This window comes from Cupriavidus sp. 01L46 (genome assembly GCF_056399905.1).
The window spans coordinates 1-15,935 of record NZ_JBFTSF010000138.1 but is presented as its reverse complement, the minus strand read 5'-3'; the positions used below and the strand labels follow the sequence as shown (position 1 = coordinate 15,935).

At 63.7% G+C, this 15,935-nt stretch carries 17 protein-coding genes and 1 pseudogene; 6 read left to right on the top strand and 12 right to left on the bottom strand.

What is annotated here, in order from left to right:
- The 4 genes from AC1DS3_RS22735 to AC1DS3_RS22720 all read left to right on the top strand — a co-directional run.
- On the top strand, positions 1 to 278 hold a 278-nt coding region (locus AC1DS3_RS22735), incomplete at its 5' end, for an oxidoreductase (protein ID WP_477127997.1).
- Positions 279 to 1,221: 943 nt separating this feature from the next.
- Positions 1,222 to 1,593: a tautomerase family protein gene (locus AC1DS3_RS22730; protein WP_041680734.1), complete on the top strand. Its 372-nt coding sequence runs from the start codon at positions 1,222 to 1,224 to the stop codon at positions 1,591 to 1,593.
- A 343-nt stretch (positions 1,594 to 1,936) separates the two neighbouring features.
- Positions 1,937 to 2,860, top strand: a complete 924-nt coding sequence (gene kce, locus AC1DS3_RS22725) for a 3,5-dioxohexanoate:acetyl-CoA acetone transferase (protein WP_477127996.1) — start codon at positions 1,937 to 1,939, stop codon at positions 2,858 to 2,860.
- Between the two features lie 406 nt (positions 2,861 to 3,266).
- A complete protein-coding gene (locus tag AC1DS3_RS22720) occupies positions 3,267 to 4,136 on the top strand; it encodes an AraC family transcriptional regulator (RefSeq protein ID WP_441641172.1) in 870 nt (289 codons plus the stop codon).
- A 228-nt stretch (positions 4,137 to 4,364) separates the two neighbouring features.
- On the opposite strand, the gene AC1DS3_RS22715 is transcribed toward AC1DS3_RS22720, so the two are convergent.
- Positions 4,365 to 5,249, bottom strand: coding sequence for an NAD(P)H-binding protein (locus AC1DS3_RS22715; protein WP_477127995.1), 885 nt, complete (start codon positions 5,247 to 5,249; stop codon positions 4,365 to 4,367).
- Between the two features lie 106 nt (positions 5,250 to 5,355).
- Between AC1DS3_RS22715 and AC1DS3_RS22710 the strand changes: the two genes are divergently transcribed.
- On the top strand, positions 5,356 to 5,952 hold the full coding sequence (locus tag AC1DS3_RS22710) for a TetR/AcrR family transcriptional regulator (RefSeq protein ID WP_477127994.1): 597 nt from the start codon (positions 5,356 to 5,358) through the stop codon (positions 5,950 to 5,952).
- A 178-nt stretch (positions 5,953 to 6,130) separates the two neighbouring features.
- Here the strand turns inward: AC1DS3_RS22710 and AC1DS3_RS22705 are convergent, their stop codons facing one another.
- The 11 genes and pseudogenes from AC1DS3_RS22705 to AC1DS3_RS22655 form a co-directional block, all read right to left on the bottom strand.
- Positions 6,131 to 6,652, bottom strand: a complete 522-nt coding sequence (locus AC1DS3_RS22705) for an acyl-CoA dehydrogenase C-terminal domain-containing protein (protein WP_477127993.1) — start codon at positions 6,650 to 6,652, stop codon at positions 6,131 to 6,133.
- Positions 6,636 to 7,178: an acyl-CoA thioesterase/BAAT N-terminal domain-containing protein gene (locus tag AC1DS3_RS22700; protein ID WP_477127992.1), complete on the bottom strand. Its 543-nt coding sequence runs from the start codon at positions 7,176 to 7,178 to the stop codon at positions 6,636 to 6,638. Before AC1DS3_RS22700 ends, AC1DS3_RS22705 begins: the two co-directional genes overlap by 17 nt.
- A complete protein-coding gene (locus tag AC1DS3_RS22695; protein ID WP_441633136.1) occupies positions 7,175 to 8,266 on the bottom strand; it encodes an ABC transporter substrate-binding protein in 1,092 nt (363 codons plus the stop codon). Before AC1DS3_RS22695 ends, AC1DS3_RS22700 begins: the two co-directional genes overlap by 4 nt.
- A 31-nt stretch (positions 8,267 to 8,297) precedes the next feature.
- Positions 8,298 to 9,836 carry a class I adenylate-forming enzyme family protein gene (locus tag AC1DS3_RS22690; protein ID WP_441633135.1) on the bottom strand — a complete coding sequence of 513 codons (1,539 nt, stop codon included), beginning with the start codon at positions 9,834 to 9,836 and terminating at the stop codon, positions 8,298 to 8,300.
- 6 nt (positions 9,837 to 9,842) lie between these two features.
- The gene (locus tag AC1DS3_RS22685) at positions 9,843 to 10,265 is read right to left on the bottom strand and encodes a PaaI family thioesterase (protein WP_441633133.1); all 423 of its coding nucleotides are present in this window, start codon (positions 10,263 to 10,265) and stop codon (positions 9,843 to 9,845) included.
- 58 nt (positions 10,266 to 10,323) lie between these two features.
- A complete protein-coding gene (locus AC1DS3_RS22680; protein ID WP_477127998.1) occupies positions 10,324 to 11,331 on the bottom strand; it encodes a zinc-binding dehydrogenase in 1,008 nt (335 codons plus the stop codon).
- Between the two features lie 73 nt (positions 11,332 to 11,404).
- Positions 11,405 to 12,430: an ABC transporter substrate-binding protein gene (locus AC1DS3_RS22675; protein WP_477127991.1), complete on the bottom strand. Its 1,026-nt coding sequence runs from the start codon at positions 12,428 to 12,430 to the stop codon at positions 11,405 to 11,407.
- Between the two features lie 10 nt (positions 12,431 to 12,440).
- Positions 12,441 to 13,250, bottom strand: coding sequence for an ABC transporter permease (locus AC1DS3_RS22670; protein ID WP_441633129.1), 810 nt, complete (start codon positions 13,248 to 13,250; stop codon positions 12,441 to 12,443).
- 11 nt (positions 13,251 to 13,261) lie between these two features.
- Positions 13,262 to 14,002, bottom strand: a complete 741-nt coding sequence (locus AC1DS3_RS22665) for an ABC transporter ATP-binding protein (RefSeq protein ID WP_477127990.1) — start codon at positions 14,000 to 14,002, stop codon at positions 13,262 to 13,264.
- A complete protein-coding gene (locus AC1DS3_RS22660) occupies positions 13,999 to 14,724 on the bottom strand; it encodes a GntR family transcriptional regulator (RefSeq protein ID WP_441633125.1) in 726 nt (241 codons plus the stop codon). Before AC1DS3_RS22660 ends, AC1DS3_RS22665 begins: the two co-directional genes overlap by 4 nt.
- Before the next feature lie 321 nt (positions 14,725 to 15,045).
- A pseudogene (locus tag AC1DS3_RS22655) lies at positions 15,046 to 15,534 on the bottom strand (class II aldolase/adducin family protein); the annotation flags it as partial.
- A gap of 7 nt (positions 15,535 to 15,541) precedes the next feature.
- Here AC1DS3_RS22655 and AC1DS3_RS22650 point away from each other — a divergent pair.
- Positions 15,542 to 15,935, top strand: a 394-nt coding sequence (locus AC1DS3_RS22650) for a LysR substrate-binding domain-containing protein (protein WP_477127989.1), incomplete at its 3' end; no start/stop codon positions are given.

The window sequence follows — 15,935 nt, the reverse complement described above, 5'->3', positions numbered from 1 at the left end:
TCGAACGGGTTGCCAAACGGGTTCCAGTGCTCGCTGCCGGCAGCATCCTGACCCCCGACCATGCCAGCCGAGCAGTGGATACTGGGTTATCAATGGTCGCGCTTGGCCGGGGCTTGATCATCAACCCGGATTGGGTGAGCCGTGTTCAACAGGGTCAGGAGGTGGACGTTGAGCTTGATCCTGCGAAGCTTCCGGCTATCGAGATCCCGCAGAAGCTCTGGGCCATCATTCAGGGCTTCCAAGGCTGGATTCCTTTGAAGCAGCAAAAAAGTGCCTAGTAAGGTCAATTGAGTTCGATCGCGCCAAGATTCTTACAGTTCATTCGACCGCGACGGGGCCCGCATCAGTTTTAGCCTTGCAGATGAGATTGAGTTCGCCAGCCCTGTGTTGCTCCGCCTTCGCACCCGAAGCGATCACCATTGCCCTGCCCGTCTGGGAGCGGCACTGCAGCCCTGACCTTTGAGACCGATTCGCGCCAAGTGCATTTCCTTCAACACCGACGGCGCCCGCCCCCGAATCCGGCTGGTCTGGCTCCGTTGCGCACGTTCTCCACGCGTGTAAGGTTATACCAGCCGCAAGCCATGCTCCCCGGCCACACGAGCCCTCCAGGCACAATGTCTGCCTTGTAGGACGCCCCCTATACCGAGGCCTTCATATCTCATCTAAAACCGAGGCATCAGCACCAGATCAGCATGGGGTCCATGATGCAACCAGGGGTAGAGGACACGCGCAACTTACAGGAAGCGTTGGAAGACCTGGACGAAATGCAAAGGGTCATCGATCGAGCAGGGAAGCGCATTGAGGCACAGGAACACATTGTCGTATCCAACCACTGGTCCGACCATCGTGGACCAAGCCGAGGCCATCATAGAAGAACTGGACGACTGGATCGTGCTGCTCAAGCGCGCCGTGCAAGCGCTGCGTCCACTAGAGCCGCTGCGCCCCCCTTCGGGGTCGGGCGTGCCCCGATGGACAACTGTTAAGTCATTGATGTTTCGAAAAACGTAGGCCGGCGAATTCCGATTCCTCACAACAGGCCGCCAGCTTGTGCCAAAGCTGCCGTCAGCCGCTCCTGCGGCGCCCGAGCGTCTAGCGGAGGACCGGCGGCACGACCGCATGTCATGGCACTTCCAAGCAAGTGGTGGCACCCCAATGCAATCACCAGCGGCGACGTTCCGAGAGACTGAGGCCTCAGCAGCCCTATTTTCACGGAGACACAACATGCCCATCATTGTTTGCGAATGCAAGGTCGGAATCGAAGCTGGCGTCAAAGCCAGGATCGCCAGCGAGCTCACGAGCGCGATCAGGGAGATCATCCTTTCGCCGCTCGACTTGATTAGCGTCGTATTCCATGAAGCCACGCCCGACAACCTCTACCGTTCGGGAGAGCCCACTTCCGAAACGCTGATCTTCTGCCACATACGTGATGGGCGCAGCGACGGCGCCATACTATCGCTGGCCAAAAAAGTGAGCTCGATCTGGAGCGCGTGCACCGGGGCAACGGAAGACGAAGTCGAGGTTCTCGTCACACTGTATCCCGCCAAATACGTCGTGCGCGGGGGTGAACGCCTGCCCGAAGCCCCTCGCGTGTGAGGTCCGGCCATCGTGCATCTGCATGCCGGCGACCCAGAACCTGCCAGCCGGACCGCACTACCGGGCGACTCGAGCCGATCCCGCAGCGGTCCGGGCGCGCTCCAACTGAGTCGTGAATCTAACGCCCGGCGGTTCGCCGGCCATGAGGCTCGAAGAGTGCTTGCGCCATGCCATTCGATTCAACCAGYGCGCGCCATGCTCGGACTACCCGGGGCGAGGTATCGGCCCCGCCGCATCCCGAACCTCGTACCGAAGATAGGAGAAGACAAGTCAATGAAGTCAACCCGCCCTAAGCTGGCAACAGCGGATGCAAGCCGCCTGATGCGGACTTCCTGATTCATATATGAGCAAAGTCATCATCACATGTGCTGTCACCGGTGCGATTCATACGCCCTCAATGTCACGGTATCTACCGGTCACACCGGAGGAGATCATTGAAGCCTCTGTCGGCGCGGCCGAGGCGGGCGCCGCGATCATTMACCTTCATGCTCGCGATCCTGTCACGGGCAAGCCGGACCAGAGCCCCGATGCATTTGGCCGATTCTTGCCGCAAATCAAGGCACGCACCGATGCAGTGTTAAATATCACAAGTGGCGGCTCGCCCTACATGACGATCGAGGAGCGCATTCAGCCGTCAATGCGCTTTGCGCCCGAGTTGGCTTCACTCAATATGGGCTCTATGAACTTCGCGCTGTTCCCAATGCTGGCGCGTTTCAAGGAATTTAAGCATGCCTGGGAGCGCGAAGCGCTCGAAGCCAGTCGTGACCTGATTTTCCGAAACACCTTTAAGGATATTGAATACGCCCTAGCGCAATGTGCCGCCAACGACACGCGCTTCGAATTCGAGTGCTACGACGTCAGCCACCTCTACAATTTGGCGCACTTCGTCGAGCGCGGTCTGGTCAAGGCGCCGTTCTTTGTTCAGACCGTGTTCGGCATCCTGGGAGGTATTGGCACGCATCCTGACGACGTGTTGCACATGAAGCGGACGGCCGATCGGTTGTTCGGCAATGACTATCACTGGTCGGTGCTGGGGGCAGGCAAAGATCAGCTTCGCCTTGCAGGAATGTCTGCCAGTATGGGCGGCAATGTGCGCGTCGGATTGGAAGACAGCCTGTGGCTTGGACGGGGCACGCTCGCCGAGAGCAATGCCGCACAGGTGCGGCAGGCGCGCCAGATTATCGAGGGGCTTGGACTCGAAATCGCCAGCCCAAACGAAGCCCGGGAAATCTTGCAATTGAAGGGCATTGGGAACGTCAAGTTCTGAGAGAAGGAACAGGGGCGGCGTTTTTTGCCAAGCAAATCGCGTTGCGAGGTCCATGGGGGTGAGCGCCGAGATCAGGCGCGCCGGTGTGGCCGACGCTGCAATCGGCCAGCAGCGCCTTTCACCGAGATGTGGCGACGCCATCGGCTAGACCTAAATCGCCGATCCACTGTGCTTGATGCCGGGCCCCTCGCGGACCCGTTGTCTTGGCTCATCGCATCGCTATTGCTTCAGACCAGCACGAGTCGAGCCAAGGTGCACGATGCGCGGGGGCAAAGCGAACGCGGTTGACGTCCATGCGTCAGCGACCCTCCCCATAAGGGGTCGTCACCAGCGACTGATTCGCTTGCGAGGCTAATCGGCTGCGCGCACAATGAGGCTGGACGTAAGGACGAAGTGGAGGTTAGAAATGCATGGTCACCTTGACTCACAAGCTGAATACCGCGAGGTTGGGGGCGATCTCATATCCGGCACCATTGTTGACTCGCGCACCACCCATGTCGAAGTCCTTGCGCGTCGGGCCACCGGGCCCATCTCTTGGCGTTTTCGTCAACCGCGGCTCGCGCTGTTCTGGTTTCGTAACGGCCTCAAAGAGTTGCATCTGCAACTCGATGGCCGCCGCATCCACTCGGGAATAACACAAGGAACAAACCTTGCGCTGTTCCCGGCCTCGATTTCGGTCGAAGGCGAGTTCGACGTAGCACCGTGCTTCGACTACACGGTGGTCTTCCTGGACCCGGCCATTGCCGCCGAAGCCGGCTGCCACTTCAATCGGCCGTTGATTGCCTTTGGCAACGAAGATCTCCAACGTGGACTTTCGGTCCTATGCCGTGAGGCGCGCAATGCAGACAGCCTTTACGGGTTGTTCGCCGAAGGCTGGGCAATGCAAGCACTCGCCCTCCTGGCGCGGGTCGACGGCAGCCAGCGAGCCGCCATTCGGCCGTGCGGTGGCCTCCCACCTAGCAGCTTGCGGCGCGTTATCGACTACATCGAGGCCGACTTGTCGCGACCGTTCACAATCAAGGGCTTGGCGCAAGTTGCCGGTGTCAGTCCCCGACATTTCATGCGGGCTTTTCGAGAAAGTGCCGGGCAGACGCCATTGCGCTTTGTGTACGGTTTGCGTCTCGAGCGGGCCAAAGAGTTCCTCTTGGATCCTCGTCGCACCGCAACTGAAGTCGCCCTGGATTGCGGCTTCAGCCACGCTCAGCACTTCAGCACCGCATTTAAGAAGGCGACCGGCGTCACGCCGTCTGATTTTCGCAGGGCAGCGACGCGCTAATGCGTTAAGCGGCCCCCGGGGTGCCGTAGTGGCGTTGGTCATCGTGATTTCCTTCAAGGACAAAGTTCGGTGGATCGCACATCAAACTAATCCAGACTTCACGATGGCCACCCAGAACGAAATGGTCGCTGCGCGGCAAGCCGCTTCGGGCGACGCCCTACGCGCTTTGCCGCGCAGCGAGTGGCACAAGACTTACCCCACTTCCTGGGACACCAACCGATGGAGAGCTCACGCTCGAAAAACGTCTAGGTTGTCGGTCAACCATTCCGTTAACGAACGTGGGGCCTTTCCGGTCAGTTCCTCGACCGTCGAGGTCGTTTCGGMGATCACAGACTCGCGGAACATTTGGTCGAGTCCAACCAAAAGATCGGCTACGAGCGGAGCAAGTCCGGCGCCGAGCAGAGCCTCTCTCTGCTCGGCAGGCGAACGTTCGACGTAAGTAACCGGATGTCCAAGTAGGCGGGCCAACTCCTCTGCCACCTGGTTCATGGTCCACGCACGTGGACCAGACAGGTGGTACGCACGTTGCGACGCCGGCTCGATTTCCTCGAGCAATGCAATGCGGGCCACTTCAGCAACGTCGCGGGTATCGATGAAGTTCACACGCCCGTTACCCGCGGCGCCGGCCCAGGAACCGGCGGCGATGTGTGGCCCCAGACGCTTGAGCACATGGCTGAAAGTGCTAGGGCGCAAGACGGTAGATGCGATCGGCTGCTGTGCCAAATGCGCTTCGATCTGCATGTGCCAAGCGATGGGAAGAAGTCGGGTCGCGGGACCAAGGGCGGACAGTTTGACGATGTGCCGAACGCCTGATGCAACTGCTGCATCGATCAACGCGATTTCGTTGGCGACCTGTTCGAGGGAGGTGCCGTGCGCGATGAAGAGCCGGTCGACGCCGCGTAGGGTCTCCTCAAGCGTGTCCGCACGTTTGAAGTCGACCTCGAATGGGATCACCCCTTCGGGCAGTCGCGCTGTGCTGGGTTGGCGCGTTAGCGCGACCAGGTCGATTGGGTCGGCGGCGAGCAACGTCGTCAATGTAGCGCCAACGCGTCCTGTTGCCCCCGCGATGGCGATCCGAGGTTTCCTGATCTTAGCTTTGGTGGGATTGATCATGGTTAGTGCCTCTAAGATGTATCATGGAACGAACGATCCACATATCTTGGAACGATCGGTTCACATATCTTGGAACGATCGGTCCAATTTGTCAAAGGGTATTTCAATGAGTGGTAAGCCGCAATACGACGAAGGTGCCGTCGTTGATGCAGCCCTGGATGCCTTCTGGCGTCACGGATACGCGGCTACATCGATCAACGTGTTGACGGAAGCGACCGGACTATCGCGTTCAAGCCTTTACCAACGTTTTAAGGACAAAGATGGCCTGTTCCAGATGGCACTTGCAACTTATACGGATCGGGTGCTACGGAGGATGAAGTCATACGAGGGCGGCAGTGCCCGTGCGCGGCTCGAGGCGCTGCTACGGGGGCTGCTGCCGATGGGGTCCCGTCGCCCCCCTGGTTGCCTGCTCACACGAAGCTGTGCCGAGCTAGTCGATCTGCCGGCAGCAGGGCAGGAGGCGGCGCTCTCGGGGATGAGTCAGCAGCGCGATCTGCTCGAAGGTCTGCTTCGGGAAGCAATTGMAGATGGCGAACTGCCAACTGATGCAGATGTCGCTGCGCTGGCTTGGTATTTTCTCGGCGTGATGCAATCGATCTTGAATTTGCCGCAGGCGGGGGCTAGCAGGGGCGAATTGGACCGCATGATCGCCGTTGTGATGTTGGCGTGGCCGGCGGCCGGAGTCGGACAAACGAGATCTTGAGCCTATACGGGATCAAGATCCAGAATTGGAACTCGGCATTGTCATATTTACCCATGCTGCGCTTGGTTTCAGAGCCAAACTTCTTCGGCGCCCAGATATGGAGCAAACTCTGTATGTCCTGGCGGCAGCCGATTCTGGTGCGGCAGCCGCCAAACAGACCATAGCGAAAGTGGAGGCGTTAGCCGAAATCAAGCTCCATGATCGGACCGGAGCCGGCGGCGATCGCCGCTGCCAGAGATTCTATTTCGGGTAGCAGCTTCTTGAAATAGAAGCGCGCCGTCGCGACTTTCGATGCATAGATCGGATCGGCAGAGGCGGCGTTGACGAGCCCGATCGCAGCCATACGTGCCCACATCCATGCTAGACCGACATGACCGGCAAGCCGAAGGTATGATGCAGCAACGCTTCCCAAGGCGTGAGGATCCGCCTTGGCTTGCATCGATACTTCGTGCGTCGCATTCCGCAACACATCAGTCGCGCTCGAAAGCGGGGCGGTGAACTCCCGCAGGACTGGTTTATCGGCATTCGCGTTGATGAACTCGGTGACGAGTGCAAGGAACATCTCCAGCCGTGTGCCCTGGTCGAGGAGAACTTTGCGTCCAAGGAAGTCCATGGCTTGAATGCCGTTGGCACCTTCGTAGAGCGGGATGATACGTGCGTCACGAAGATGCTGTTCGACCTGGTTAGCCGTGCGCCGCATATAGTGCAGCGCGTTGTTCGTGCATGCCGCCGCCCGAACCCGCCAGCACCAGTACTGCCGGGTGCGGACCGGCACCAGCCGGGGTGTACAGGGTGCCGCTGAGCCCCGACTCGCGGACCGGGCGATGCGTGACGCCGGGCGCCAGGAAACGCAATGTGTATTGCGCCCGTGCCTGTGCGCCACATTGGCCCGTGGCGGTCAGCGCGATGTCCAGCGGTGCGATGCCGTCGCTCCATGTCGGGCGCGTCGGGGTGCGCAGGCGCCRCATGGCCCAGACCGGTGCGGTGGCGTCGGCAACGATCCAGTCGCCGCTGGCGGGAGCCGTGGCGCCGACCGGAACCGTGCCGTCGGCATCCGCTGTCAGCACCGCGTGGCTTTCCCATTGGCTGCCGTCCGGATGATGCAAGGTGGCGGTCAGGGTCACGCGTTCGCCACTGTTGAATCCGCGCAGCGTGATCTCGCGCGGCACATCGACCAGCGCGTCAGTCGGCGCGATATCGATCCGTGCGTGCTGGGGCCGGGTCATTGGGCTGCCTTTGCGCGACGCACCAGCGCGGCGCGATCGAAGTCGCTGAACGCCGAGACAAATTCGTTCGAGAAGATCTTTTGCAGCGGTACATCCGCGCTGGGATACTCCCCGGCCTTGGCCATGGCTTCGATGCCGCGCTGGATGGCGGGCAGATCATATTGCCCCGGCACGCGTGGCGCGCCGGAAGGCGTGTACAGCACGCGCTTCAGACGGCGCGTCAGCAGCTCGGAGGCTTCGGCAAGTTGTTTGGCTTCGCCGCCCGCCGGCCTGGATTCGGGGTGCTGCCGCCAGAACGCCTTGATGCAGAACGCTGGATTCGCCTCGCAAACGATCTGGGCCTGGGTGTAGGCGCGGCCAAAGCGGCGCACCAGGTCGGGCTGGTCGCGCAGGGTGTCGACGTGGGCGATAAAGCCGTTGCCGGCCGTCTCCTGGAACACCGCCGGATAGGCGATGCGCCGGATCCGGGTGCCGGAGAATTCAAGCAGGTCGTCCCAACTGCTGTTGAAGTTCAGCGCATCGACGCGATGGGTACGCAGCGCCTGAAACCCGGCGCCGAGCGCCCCGACGGCCACGTACTCGACGGTCTTGCCCGGCTCCAGCCCTGCGATACGCAGCGCCGCGCGGCCGCCCGGAATCGTGCCCCATGTCAGCGCGCCCACGCCAATCTGCTTGCCCTTGAGGTCGCCCAGGGTGCGGATCGGGGAGTCGGCCAGCACGGCGAATTCCATCGTGTTGCCCGGCACCCCGTTATAAAAATAGCGCAGTGGCAGCGGATCCTTGCCCGAAAAGTAGCTCGCGATAACCGGTTCCGAAGTCGGGTAGCCGAACGTCACGCGCTTGGCCGCCACCTGGGGCAGCAGGGCACCGGCGCCCTGGAAGACGATGGTCTTGACGCTGAGGTTGGCTTCCTTGAACAGGCCCAGGGCCTCGGCGGCGGCGTAAGGCGCCCCATCGTGGACGGCGGGCGGAATGGCCAGGGCCACCGTGACTTCATCGAGCGCCTGGGCCGAGGCGGCGAACAGCGTGGTGGTGCCGAGCGCGGCGAGAATGGCGCCGGCGCTCGCCGGCTTGCGGAACAACATCATTGACTCCTGCGGATTGCAATCGGGTGGGTCTTTAGGGAACCAGCAGGCGCACGGCTTCGTCGGCCAGCGCGCGGCGATCGATCTTCTGCGTGGCGGCCAGTGGCAGCGCATCGACATACCAGATCCGGCGCGGATGCTGATAGGCGGCCAGCTGCGTCAGCGACCATTCGCGCAGCGCGTGCTCAGTGGGCGGCGCGATGCCCGGACGCAGCACTACGAAGGCCACTGGCTTGGTGCCCTTGATCTCGTCAGGCACCGGCACGACGCTGGCCTGCTGCACGGCTTCGTGCCGCTCCAGCGCTTTCTCGATCTCGCCCGGGTAGAGGTTCTCGCCGCCGCTCACGAACATGTCGTCGCGCCGGCCCACGAAGGCGTAGAAGCCCTCGGCGTCGCGGCGGAACACGTCGCCGGTGATGTAGTAGCCGTCAGCGGTGAATGGCCGCAACTCCGCGCGCCCGTGGTAGCCAAGCATCAGCCCGGGGCTGCGCAGCTCGAGCACGCCTTCGTCGGATGCCTGACCCTGCTCGTCGATCAGCCGCACCGCCACGGCGGGATGCGGATAGCCGACCGATTGCGCTGGCGTGGGCAGTCCATCCGGATGCGGGCCGAAAACGACTGGGCCGCCCTCGGTGGTGCCATAGGCGTTGATGACGCGCGCATTGGGCAACAGCTGATGGATCTGCGCCCTCAGCGCGGGGCTGACCGGAGCGGACCCCATCCGCACCGCCCGCACGCTGCTCAGGTCGGTGCGCGCCAGCAATGCATGCTCGCGAAGCATCATCGCAATCATCGGCGGTACGGCCGTCAACCACGTGCACTGGTAGCGTCCGATGGCGTCGATGTAGGCCGCGGCCTGGAACTGGGGCAGCAGCACCGATGGCGCGTGGCAGGCCAACGCCAGCAGGATCAGCGCCAGCGCGTTCATGTGGTACAGCGGCGCGGCAATCAGCACGCGCTCGTTGGCAAGCGGCGTGCTGGCCTGGCGTGCCTGCACCACCCAGAGGTGGCTGGCGTGGCTCAGGCGTACACCCTTGGGGCGCCCCGTGGAGCCGGACGTATAGAGCAGCAGCGCCAGGTCGTCATCGGCGGGCGCGTACGGCGTGAAGGGAGTGGTATCGTCATCCGGCGCACACGGGGCGTCGTGATCGGGCGACCCGAACACGATGGCCGGCACGCCGGCGGGCACCTGCGCATGGTGCGCCTTGTCGCACAGCACAAGCCTTGCGCCGCTGTCGGCGACGATATAGTCGACCAGTGCCTGTGGCAGCTTGAAGTTCACCGGCACTGCGACCAGCCCGGCGCGCATGATGCCGAGCAGCGACTCCACGTAGTCGACCGAATTCACGCCAAGCAGCGCGATGCGGTCGCCCTGCGCCAGGCCTCGCCGGAGCAGGCCCCGCGCAACGGCGTCGGCGGCGACGTCGATGTCGCCAAACGTACGCCGGGAGGCCGCGCCGTTGGCACCGATGCCGACGATGGCCAGCGCGGCGGGATCGGCGTCGCGAGCAATCACGCTGCCGAGGTTGCGGCCTAGATTGCGGTCAAAAGCCGCGTGCGCTTCAGTTGCCATGATGCTTCAGGCCTGCGCAGGGGTGGCGTAGACGCCGCGGCCGCTGGCTACCAGGCGGTCTTCGGCATCGTAGACGTTGGCCTCGGCCACGCTCACCAGGCGGCCGATCTTGATGACGGTGCCCACGACCTTCAGATCGCCGCGCGCCGGGCGATGGTAGTCAACGCGCAGGTCCACTGTCGGCACACCCTTGCCGGTGTGCGATACCAGCGCCCAGTCGGCGCCAAGGTCGACCAGCGCGGCCAGGATGCCGCCATGAATGTAGCCGCCGTCCGGGTTGACGATCCATTCGTCGCGGAACTTCGCGGTCAGCGTGATCTCGCCTTCGGCGACCGATGCGACCTGCAGGCCGAGCCATTGGTGATAGGGGCCGCGCAGCAGTCGTGCCTGCACGTCGGCGGCGGAGGGGAGGGTGGTGGTCTGTGTCATGTTCTGGTCCGGATGTCGGTGAGTAGAAGTGTGCGAGGCCCGCGTGCGGGCCGACGCCTTACGGCGTCACCACGACCTTGCCCAGCACGGCGCGGTCGCGGATCAGCGCCAGCCCCCTGGCGGCCTGGTCGAGCGGTAGCACGCTGTCGATCACCGGATCGAGCTTGCCTTCGGCAACCAGTGCCAGCAGGGCCTTGAGGTTGTCGTCGTAGAAGCTGTTCGACCCCTTGATGTTCAGCTCGAAGCTCCAGACGTAGCGCAGGTCTTCMTTGGGGTCATGGCCGGCCGTGGCGCCGCACACGAGCAGCGTGCCGCCGCGCTTCAGGCTCTTGATCGACGGCAGCCACGTATCGCCGCCGGTGAAATTGACGATGACATCCACGCCGCCCTCGAAGGTGCGTCGCTGCGGCTTGCCGTAACGCTCGATGACCCACTTTCCGAAGTCGACTTCGCGATAGTTGATGATGTGGTCAGCGCCCAGTGCCTTGAGGCGCTCGCCCTTCTCGTCGGAGCCCGCCGCGGCAATGACTTCGGCGCCTAGCATCTTTGCGAGCAGCACCGTGGCGGTTCCCACGCCGCCGCTGGCGCCAAGCACAAGCACCTTGTCGCCGGCCTTGACGGTCTGGTGGGTGATCAGCATCCGATGTGCCGTGCCATAGGCCACCGGCAGCGCGGCGGCCTGGGCGAACGTGACGTTGTCGGGCAGGGCGATCAGCTGGCGCGCGTCCACCCGCGCAAACTCGGCCATGCCACCATCGGCCATTTCGCCCATCAGGCCCACGCCGGGCTTGAGCGGGTTCACCAGCACGCGGTCGCCGACCTTCCACCMGGTGACGCCGGCGCCCAGTTCGGCGATCGTGCCGGCCAGGTCCAGGCCGATCACGACCGGAAACGGCACCTTGATGCCGGGCATGCCGTGTACGGTGAACACGTCGTGATAGTTGAAGGACGACGCTCCCACCCGGATCACGACGTGGCCTTCGTCGGCCATCGGCACGGGCTTGTTGGCGACGACGTGCAGCTGTTCTTTGATGGTGCCGTGTGCGTCGAGCACCAGCGCTTGCATGGATTGGGTCACGATGGATTCCTTGGGGGAAGGGAAACGAAAGGAAAATAGGCTGGAGATCGGGCGGGCGGGTTTACTTGAGCGCCTTGGCCTGCTCGTAGGGCTTGCGGGCAAACAGGTCGTCCTTGAGTTCGCCCTTGACCAGGCCGGACTCGACGAACACGGCATGCTGGCGGCGCAGCGTGGCGATGTCCGCCGGCTCGAAGGCCACGCGGTTCATGTCGTTCCAGTGGTTGACATAGACCTTGGCATCGTCGGCCGGCAGGTTGGCCTTTTTTTGCAGGATCTGRRCGACTTCRTCGCGATTKGCGTTGCCCCAGGCCAGCGTGTCGCGCAAKGCRGCAATYACGCGKGCCACSAYYTCSGGATGGTTGTCGACCAGRTCSGMGCGSGCRGCGCCCACGCCGATGTAGGGCACGGCGTCGGACTGGGTCAGCGTCTTCCACTCGGTGGCGAACGTGCCCAGCTTGCGCACCGGCAGTTCGTCGCCGAGCTGCTCCACGGTGACCGAGCGCAGCGCGGCCGCATCCACCTGCTTCTGCACCAGGAATTGCGCCAGGCGCGATTMGTTGCCACCGACCAGCGCGAAATCGCTGCTCTTGATCTGATAGTTGCCGGCCAGCACGGCGCCGGCAATCACCGCGACCGAGGAGCCAGCGGGCGACATGCCCACCTTCTTGCCCTTGAGTTCACGGATCGACTGGATCGGTGAATCCTTCGGCACGACGAACTGCACATCGGCGGGTTGCGTCGCGGAAAAGATGCGGATGGGGACGCCCGATGCGGCGATGCCGAACACGCCGGCTACGGGTGCGCCGAATGCGAGATCGATCGATCCGGAAGCCAACGCCCGCAGTGGCGCGTTGACGTCGGGAAAGTGAACGAACTCGGCGCGCACGCCACGCTTGGCGAGAAAATCCCTGGCTTCCAGAACCGAGCCGTAGCCAAGGCTCACACCGCTGGTCCAGTAGCCAATCTTGACGACGGGAGCCGGCTCGGCGGCACTGGCCGTGGCCGGGGTGATCGCGGCGTAGGACAGCGCAATGAATACGGAATAGGCGGAAAACGCGGCGGCGGCCGCTGACAGTAACTTGCGCACGATAAAGTCCTCAGACTTGAAAGGAAACGGAGGGGGTGGACGGTTGCCGCGCAGACGCTTTCCAGCGGAACAGCCAGCGCTCGGCGGGCTTGAGCAGGCCGCCTTCGAGCAGCAGCATCAGGCCGACCAGCAGGACGGTCCACGCGAAAACCTGATCGGTCTGCACCAGGTCGGCGGCTTGCCGCAGCCGATACCCGATGCCGCTGGACGATCCGATCGTTTCGGCCACCAGCGATACCCGCCAGCCGAAACCGAACGCCAGTCGCGCACCGGCAAAGAAATGGGGCAGGATCGTCGGCACGTAGATCTTGCGCAGCACATGCAGGCGTGACATGCGGAAGCTGCGCGCCAGGTCGACATAGTGCGGATCGACGGTCTTGGTGCCTTCCCAGACATTGGTCAGGATCAGTGGCATGGCTGTCATGAACACGACAAAGACCGTCGTGGCATCGGAAATGCCGAACCAGATGATCGCGAAGATCGCCCAGATGGCCGACGACACGGTGTTGAAGACCGTCAGTACGGGCTCGAAGAAACGGGCCAGGACGCGGCTGGCGCCGAGCGTCAGCCCCAGGCCGCTGCCAACGATGGTGGCCAGCACGAAACCCGACAGCACCCGTCGGCACGTGGCGGCCACGTCGGCGGTGAAGGTGTCGCTGTGCCACAGCGACATCAGGGCCAGGCCGACTTTCTCAGGGTCAGGCAGCACGAACGATGGCACGCGTGTGGCGCCCCACCACCAGAGCCCAAGCAGCAGGGCAACCAGCAGCAGGCGCTGCAGCACCAGCGTGGCGAAATGACGGGCGACGGTCGTGGTCACGGCGGCGCTCCTCATGCCGCGGCGCGCAGTACGCGGACCTGTTCTGCCACGACGGGCTCGGTGGGCACGCGCGGCCGGACCAGTTCCGCCAGGTTGACAACGTCGGCCACGCGCCCCGGCCAGGCTGCGAGCCGGACTACACGGTCGGCCAGCACCACGGCTTCTTCCATATCGTGCGTCACGAACACCACGGTCATGCCATTGCCCGCCTGGATGCGCAGCAGTTCCTCGTGCATCTGGCTGCGCGTCTGGGGATCGAGCTTCGAGAAGGGCTCGTCCATCAGCAGGACTTCGGGTTGGACGGCCAGGCTGCGGGCCAGCGCCACGCGGCTGCGCATGCCACCCGACAGCTCGTGTGGCCACGCATCGCCACGCGCGTGCAGGCCAACGAGTTCCAGCATGTCGTCTGCGCGACGGCGGCGATCGGCCCGCGGCAGGCCGCTGGCCTCAAGGCCGAACGCGACGTTGTCGTGCACGGTGCGCCACGGTAGCAGCCGGTCCTCCTGGAACATGTAGGCGATGCGACGCCAGTCGGATACCTGCGTCGCGGGCACGCCGTCCACCGCGAGCTGGCCGGCGTCCGGGGTCAACAGCCCGGACAGGATGTTGAGCAGCGTGCTCTTGCCGCAGCCAGACGGACCTACCAGTGCCAGTACCTCGCCGCGACGCACGGTCACGTCGATCCGGTCGAGGATCGTGGTGGTGCCAAAGCGCTTGACGATGCCCTGTGCAGACAGAACGGRCGGATTCATGCGACACCCCCCGCCACACGCATCGGCAGGTAGGTCCCAGCCTGCGACAGACTGGCGTAGACCTTCTCCATGGTTTGGGCGCGGAATGCCTCGATGTGGCGGCGCGCAATTGTTTCGGCGGCCTTTTCGTCGTGATCCTCGAACGCCTTGATCAGCGAGTTGTGGTCATGGCGGATCTCGGGACGCACGCGCTGGACGTTGAAGCCCAGCGCGACGAGCCGCGACATCTCGTCCATCAGCGACGACAGCGTGCGCGTCAGCCGCTCGTTGCCGCTGGCGTGGACGATGGCCAGGTGGAACTGCTTGTTCGCATCCATGAACTTGTCGATGCGGCGCGGCGCCGGAATCGCGTACTCATCGCGGCACGCCGCCTCCAGCCCGTGCAGCAGTGCCGTATCGACGCGGCCGATGGCCAGCCGGGCGGCCATTGGTTCCAGCTGCACGCGCAGGGCGAATACTTCCTCGACGTCCTTGAGCGTGATGGGTGCCACCTGATAGCCACGGCGTGGCCGGGCGAAGATCAGGCGGTCGTGCGCCAGCCGCGTGAGCGCGATGCGACAGCTGTTCTTGCCGAAGCCGTAGGTGGTCATCAGCTCGCCTTCGGTGACCAGCGCGCCGGGCACCAGCTTGCAGGACAGGATGTCGCGGCGCAGCGCCGCGTAGGCAGCCAGGCCCAGGCTGGTGTCCTGGGCGTCCTCTGCAATTCCGGCCTGCACGATCATCGTCCGTTGCTCCTTCTCAGTCGTCGGGCGGCATTMGTGTCCGCCTTGCAATACATGGACGTAGCTTAGGGCCGTGCCGTTGGGAAGCAAACGAACGGTTTTACGGAAGCATATGAAGACGCTGCTGTGGCTGGGCAGCCCAGCTTGGTGAGCAGCTCACAGGACCTAAGTGGTCTTCCTGTGGCGCGCACAGGGGCATGCACGAGAACGTGTGAGACATGTCAAGGCGGGGGGCGTACTGGGTKGTGCAGCGGAATGGGGAAAGGCTGCGCCCCCGTGCCGTGATCCGGACGGGGGTGAGAGAGGAGGGCTGAAGCGTGGTCAGTCCAGCAGGTCGGGCTCGGCCTCCACCAGCCCCGCATAGAGGCCTTCGAGGGCGTGCAGCGATCCTTCGTTGCCGCCCACCTGTCCGTGCGTATGGCGGGCGGTCGCTTTGTCGATAGGCTGCGGCGTACCGGTGGCCTCGGCCAGCAACTGGGTATGGGCGGCGTTTTCGAGGGCGATATGCCACCAGGCCGTGGCTTCGACGGTTGGGCCGGCGGCCAGGATGCCGTGGTTCTTCAGGATCGCGCCCTTGTGGGTCTGGCCATTGCCCTTGTCCAGCGCCTGGTCTATCCGGTGGTCTTCGGAGGTCATCCCCGTGAAATCGTCGAGCGGCACGTGGTCTTCAAGAAGCGAGCATGCGTCCTGCGGCAGCGGATCGAGCTGGCGTCCGAGCGTGGACCACGCCTTGCCGTAGTTGGAATGGGTATGCGCCGCCGCGACGATATGGGGATGCGCTTCGTGAATCGCCGCGTGGACCGAGCTGGCGCACGCGATGATGCCGGGGATGTCATCCGCGCTCGACCACGTTCGCCAGGCGGTGGGCCAGTCGGTCGCCTTCGACCCCGCCGCACCTGCCGGGCGCAGCTTTACCATCGCAGCCACCGATTACGCTGCCATCGTCCTGCTGCCGTATGTCATCAGTCGGCTGAGGCGACAGGCACCGGACATCGGTCTGCGCATCATGGCGCTGGACCGGGCGGCCATCTACGAGCAGCTCGACCAGGGCGTGGTCGATGTTGCGATTGGCGGGCACCTGTCCGCGCCGAAGCTCATGGTGCAAACGAAGCTGTACGAGGAGGACTTTGTCTGCATCGCCAGCCGTTCGCATCCACAGCTCGGCACGCGCGGCCGGCGGCGCAGCATTGACCTTGCGACCTATCTGCAAC

Coding starts and splice junctions, on each gene's coding strand:
- AC1DS3_RS22730 (WP_041680734.1), top strand. CDS start 1,222: ATGCCCATCATTGTTTGCGAATGCAAGGTCGGAATCGAAGCTGGCGTC.
- AC1DS3_RS22720 (WP_441641172.1), top strand. CDS start 3,267: ATGCATGGTCACCTTGACTCACAAGCTGAATACCGCGAGGTTGGGGGC.
- AC1DS3_RS22705 (WP_477127993.1), bottom strand. CDS start 6,652: ATGCGGCGCACGGCTAACCAGGTCGAACAGCATCTTCGTGACGCACGT.
- AC1DS3_RS22695 (WP_441633136.1), bottom strand. CDS start 8,266: ATGATGTTGTTCCGCAAGCCGGCGAGCGCCGGCGCCATTCTCGCCGCG.
- AC1DS3_RS22690 (WP_441633135.1), bottom strand. CDS start 9,836: ATGGCAACTGAAGCGCACGCGGCTTTTGACCGCAATCTAGGCCGCAAC.
- AC1DS3_RS22685 (WP_441633133.1), bottom strand. CDS start 10,265: ATGACACAGACCACCACCCTCCCCTCCGCCGCCGACGTGCAGGCACGA.
- AC1DS3_RS22660 (WP_441633125.1), bottom strand. CDS start 14,724: ATGATCGTGCAGGCCGGAATTGCAGAGGACGCCCAGGACACCAGCCTG.